A 4,677-nucleotide genomic window follows, 5' to 3' on the forward strand; every position below is an offset into this window, starting at 1 on the left:
CGCAATATCGAAACGCGCGACGACAGGCAAACGATCTGCTGTCCCTGGCATCTTCGAACCGAGAATGGCCTTCGGACTTCGTATTCGTTAGCCGCACCCTTGGCCACCTCCATCAAACGGACTATTTCAGGGGTGGCGGCGTTTCCGCCACGGGGGTCGGCATGCTCAGAGTGCAAAAGGTCAAGGTCGACGAGATCTACGTGCCGACGGCGCGCAAGAAAACGCTGCATCCCGAGACCGTCCGCCATCTCGCCGAGGACATTCTGGAAAACGGCATGAAGACGCCGATCCAGGTCCGCCATGACGGCAAGCGCCACATCCTCGTCGAAGGCCTGCACCGGCTGGAAGCGGCAAAGTGGCTCGGCGAGACCGAGATCGAGGCCTATCTGGTGCAAGCCAAGCGCCACTAAGGCTTTGGCCCATCGATCACTTTGTCATCCTCGGGTCTCCGCGACGGAGCTGCGTTCGTGCTCCGCCCGTGGATGACGAAGGTGAGTGACGCCTCGGGTCAATCGAAACGGTGTCGCAAAATTTTCGCTGGCCGATGTCGGCTTGCGGTTCATCGGCTCGTCCTTGGGACGGAAGCCAGATCAAACGCAGGACGCCATCATGACCACCAAGCTCGACATCGCCCCCACCAACGACCGCGAACTGGTTCTCGCCCGCATCATCGATGCGCCGCGCGAGAACGTCTATCGCTGCTGGACCGATCCGAAACTGATCACGCGCTGGTTCTCTCCAAAACCGTGGACGACGCCGCGCGCGGAGATGGATGTGCGCGCCGGTGGCTCGAGCCTTGTCGTCATGGCCAGCCCGGACGGCAACGAGTTCCCCAACCCAGGTGTCTTCCTCGAAGTCGTTGCCGGCAGGAAGATCGTCCTCACCGACGCCTACACTGAGGCTTGGCAGCCTTCGGAAAAGCCGTTCATGACCGTCGCGCTGACCTTCGAGGACGAGGGCAACGGCAAGACCCGCTACATCGCTCGGGTCAGGCACTGGAGCGTCGCCGACCGCGAACAGCATGAGAAGATGGGGTTCCACGAGGGCTGGGGACAGTGCGCCGACCAGCTCGAAGAACTCGCCAAAACGCTTTGATCCGCATAACGCCTTGATATCGACAGGAGAGGAGATCGATATGTTCAAAACCCTGTTTTTCGCCATTTTTGCTTCGGCCGCAGCACTGCTTGCCTGCCCGGGCATCATCAATGCAGAGGAGACAAAACCTGCCATGACGACTGAAACGAATGCACTGCCGAAGCCGGAAAAGTCCGGCCTTCTGACGATCAACGGCCTGAACTACTACTATGCAATCTATGGCAAGGGCGAGCCGCTGCTTCTGCTGCATGGTGGTCTTGGCACCACGGATATGTTCGCGCCGATCCTGCCGAAACTTGCCGAAAACCGCACCGTCATCGGCGTCGACCTGCAGGGTCACGGCCGCACCGCGCTGGGTGACCGACCATTCACCGTGGAGGCGATGGGCGACGACATGGCCGCCATCGTCAAGGCGCTCGGTTACAGCCAGGTCGATGTCATGGGCTATTCGCTAGGCGGCGGCGTCGCCTTCCGCATGGCCGTCCAGCATCCCGAAGCGGTGCGCCGCCTCGTCTTGGTATCGACCGGCTACGCCACGGACGGCTTCTATGACGAGATGCGTCCGCAGCAGGCACAGGTGAGCGCAGCCGCGGCTGAGTTCATGAAGGACACGCCGATGTACAAATCCTACGTCGCGGTGGCGCCACATCCGGAGGAGTTCCCGAAGCTCCTCGATGCGCTGGGCGGCTTCATGCGTCAGAACCGCGATTACTCGGCCGATGTCGCCAAGCTGAAGATGCCTGTCATGCTGGTCTATGGCGACAGCGATATGTATAAGCCCGAACACGAGATCAAGTTCTATCAGATGCTCGGCGGCGGACTGAAGGACGCCGGCTGGATGCGCGAGAACTTGTCGCAGAACCGCCTGGCGATCCTGCCCAACCGCACCCACTACGATGTCTTCTTCGCCCCGGAGCTGACGGCCGCCGCGCTGCCGTTCCTAAACGGCCAGACCAAGGTCAAGACCTGGGACGAGGTCGTCGGCGAAATGGAGTGAACGCCAAAACCGCCGGCTGTTGGCGGGCAGCCGGCATTCCGTGGCTCCATGACGGCTTTCGGCGTCATGGCTTCATCCCAACTCGCATCAGCACAAGCGATGACATTGCATCAAAGCTTTTCAATTGACCCAATCGGCCCCGCCGATACGTTGCGCGCCTATTCTCTCCCACCAGTGGATCCAGACAATGGCAAGATATGAGGGCGGATGCCTGTGCAAGGCGGTGCGCTACCGCGCGGACGCGGCTCCCATCAACGAACGCGTCTGCCACTGCCGGCTTTGCCAGAAGGCGATCGGCGCCGCCTTCAACGCACGCGTGCTGTTTCGCATCGAGGACGTGACGATCGATGGGCCGCTGGCGACTATAGGCTCTTCACCGGATCTCAAGCGCGGCTTTTGCCCGAGCTGCGGCACAACGCTGTTCTCCCGACGTGATTCCGCAGGGATTATCGGCATCACCACCGGTTCGCTCGACGATCCCACGGTTTTCAAGCCGCAAATGCATATTTTCACGGCCTCGAAGCAGCCTTGGCTGGTGCTTGATGACGGCCTGCCGAAATACGAAGGCGCCCCTCCGCCAGGCTAATTTTTCCCTTCTCCCCTTGTTGTGGAAGAAGGTGGATCGACGCGCAGCGCCAGGGGAAGGGAAGAGCGCAAGCATGGCCAAAATTTAATCCAAATCGACACGAGATAGCCGGCAAAGCGTCATTGGCGAGCCATCTTTGTCGTCCTATTTAAGGGTCGCGGGTACGGCATTCGAGGAGACGACGGATGAACGACAGCATCAGCACCCTGGACGAGCTTTTGAGAGATCCGATGGTCCTGCTTGTGATGGAGCGCGATCGTGTGCGTCCCGAACAGGTGCGCATGCTGCTCGAACGGGCTCGCCGGCCTTCGACCGATGAGCCCGAAGTGCCGCCGGCGCATGTGATCGCCAGGACATGCCAGAAACTCTGGCTCTGCCCGTAGTCGCTTTGCGATTTTCCCTGTGTGCCTCAAGCCGGCCCCAAGGTGGGCCGGTTTTCGAACGGCGTGCACCTCGGCGTGCCAGCTTACAAATCCGTAAATTGATTATCCGGCCCATGACGATAAGGCTTGCCCGGGATTGACCGATGGTCGGTCCACGCAACTCCGATCTCTCATGCACGGAATTCGATTTTGGCCGATATCTGCACCCAAGGCCTCGACACGGGCTTCGTCGGCCTGGGGTTCGCCAAGGTGGCGTTCCTCGGCGTGGTGCAAGGCATCACGGAACTGCTGCCAATTTCCTCGACTGCCCATATGCGCATCGTGCCGGCCGTGCTCGGCTGGCAGGATCCTGGCTCCGCCTTCTCCGCCGCCATGCAGCTTGCGGCCCTTGCCGCGGTGGTCAGCTATTTCTGGAGCGACGTCAGGGATATCCTGTTTGGATCGCTCGACGCTCTGGCGCGACGCGATTTCGCCGACCGGCATTTCAAGCTGGCGCTCTGGATCGTGCTGGCGACGATCCCCATCGTCATCGCCGGCGTTGCGCTGTCGGGCCTGCTCAACGCCTGCAATTCGCCGCTGCGTAGCCTGACGGTGATCGGCTGGGCCTGCATCGCCATGGCGATCCTGCTGGCGCTGGCCGAGATCTTTGCCCGTCACCGGCGCAGCATGGGCGATGCGTCGCTGACCGATGCGCTGCTCGTCGGTATCGCCCAGATCGGCGCGCTTGTCCCCGGCGTCTCGCGCTCGGGCTCGACCCTGACAGCGGCACTGGGGCTCGGCTTCAAACGGGCCGAAGCGGCGCGCTTCTCGTTCCTGCTCGGGCTGCCTGCCATCGCGCTCGCCGGCCTCAAGGAACTCTGGGAACTGCACAAGGTCCATCTCGACGCCCATGGCTGGTCGGTGCTTGCTGTCGGGCTGGTCGTCGCGTCGATCTCCGCCTTCTTCGCCATATGGGGGCTGATGCGCGTGCTGGAGCGTTTCTCGGCTTGGCCGTTCGTCATCTATCGCGGCCTGCTCGGCATCGTCTTGTTGTCGAGCGTCGCCATGGGATGGCTCGTCTAAGGCAGTTCCACAGTATCGCTTGAAACGGGCTATATCCGTACCGGACCTCGAACTTCGATTCCGGTACGCACATGGATTTTTTGACCCTCCTGCAATCGGTGCCACTGTTGCTGGCGATGGCCAAGGGGGCGCTGCCGTCGGTGGCGGCGCTTGGCGCGTCGTTCGGCCAGTGGGTTGTCTCGCTGCCACCATGCCGGGACTTCACCTTCGAGGCGACCAGCTATCTCGTTTGCGAGGTCGATCCGAAACGATATCAGCTCGAGCTGTTCTGGAAGGATGCGGCGGGCAAGCCGTTTCAGTCGCTGCACAATCTGCATGCCGCGCAACAGGCGATCGGGCGCACGATGCTGTTCGGCATCAATGCCGGCATGTATCACCCGAACCTCGCGCCGGTCGGTCTCTATGTCGAGCGCGGCCAGGAGATGGCGTCGGTGAAAACGGGTTCGGGAAGCGGCAACTTTTCCCTGCAGCCAAACGGCATTTTCTACATACGCGACGGCAGGGCCGCGGTCCGCGCCACCAGGGACTTCGTGAAGAGGCGCCCGACCGTCGAC

The 4,677-nt window shown here is 61.7% G+C and carries 6 protein-coding genes and 1 pseudogene; all 7 read left to right on the top strand.

Going from position 1 to position 4,677, the window contains the following annotated elements; genetic code table 11:
* Positions 1-161 precede the first annotated feature (161 nt).
* Positions 162-410, top strand: coding sequence for a ParB N-terminal domain-containing protein (locus ENZ75_RS21585; RefSeq protein WP_013532091.1), 249 nt, complete (start codon positions 162-164; stop codon positions 408-410).
* A 199-nt stretch (positions 411-609) separates the two neighbouring features.
* The gene (locus ENZ75_RS21590) at positions 610-1,095 is read left to right on the top strand and encodes an SRPBCC family protein (protein ID WP_024504356.1); all 486 of its coding nucleotides are present in this window, start codon (positions 610-612) and stop codon (positions 1,093-1,095) included.
* Between the two features lie 40 nt (positions 1,096-1,135).
* Positions 1,136-2,092 (top strand): alpha/beta hydrolase, encoded by a 957-nt coding sequence (locus ENZ75_RS21595; protein WP_063167839.1) that lies wholly within the window; start codon positions 1,136-1,138, stop codon positions 2,090-2,092.
* 187 nt (positions 2,093-2,279) lie between these two features.
* A complete protein-coding gene (locus ENZ75_RS21600) occupies positions 2,280-2,678 on the top strand; it encodes a GFA family protein (protein ID WP_013532088.1) in 399 nt (132 codons plus the stop codon).
* Positions 2,679-2,863: 185 nt separating this feature from the next.
* The gene (locus ENZ75_RS21605; protein WP_027162632.1) at positions 2,864-3,061 is read left to right on the top strand and encodes a hypothetical protein; all 198 of its coding nucleotides are present in this window, start codon (positions 2,864-2,866) and stop codon (positions 3,059-3,061) included.
* A 189-nt stretch (positions 3,062-3,250) separates the two neighbouring features.
* Positions 3,251-4,123: an undecaprenyl-diphosphate phosphatase gene (locus ENZ75_RS21610; RefSeq protein WP_013532086.1), complete on the top strand. Its 873-nt coding sequence runs from the start codon at positions 3,251-3,253 to the stop codon at positions 4,121-4,123.
* A 71-nt stretch (positions 4,124-4,194) separates the two neighbouring features.
* A pseudogene (locus tag ENZ75_RS21615) lies at positions 4,195-4,677 on the top strand (hypothetical protein); the annotation flags it as partial.

The organism is Mesorhizobium sp. M7A.F.Ca.CA.002.04.1.1 (assembly GCF_004022805.1).
Classification (GTDB): Bacteria; Pseudomonadota; Alphaproteobacteria; order Rhizobiales; family Rhizobiaceae; genus Mesorhizobium; species Mesorhizobium ciceri.

Bases quoted from the DNA above. Each gene is read 5' to 3' on its own strand.
- ENZ75_RS21585 (WP_013532091.1), top strand. From the start codon at position 162: ATGCTCAGAGTGCAAAAGGTCAAGGTCGACGAGATCTACGTGCCGACG.
- ENZ75_RS21605 (WP_027162632.1), top strand. From the start codon at position 2,864: ATGAACGACAGCATCAGCACCCTGGACGAGCTTTTGAGAGATCCGATG.
- ENZ75_RS21590 (WP_024504356.1), top strand. From the start codon at position 610: ATGACCACCAAGCTCGACATCGCCCCCACCAACGACCGCGAACTGGTT.
- ENZ75_RS21600 (WP_013532088.1), top strand. From the start codon at position 2,280: ATGGCAAGATATGAGGGCGGATGCCTGTGCAAGGCGGTGCGCTACCGC.
- ENZ75_RS21595 (WP_063167839.1), top strand. From the start codon at position 1,136: ATGTTCAAAACCCTGTTTTTCGCCATTTTTGCTTCGGCCGCAGCACTG.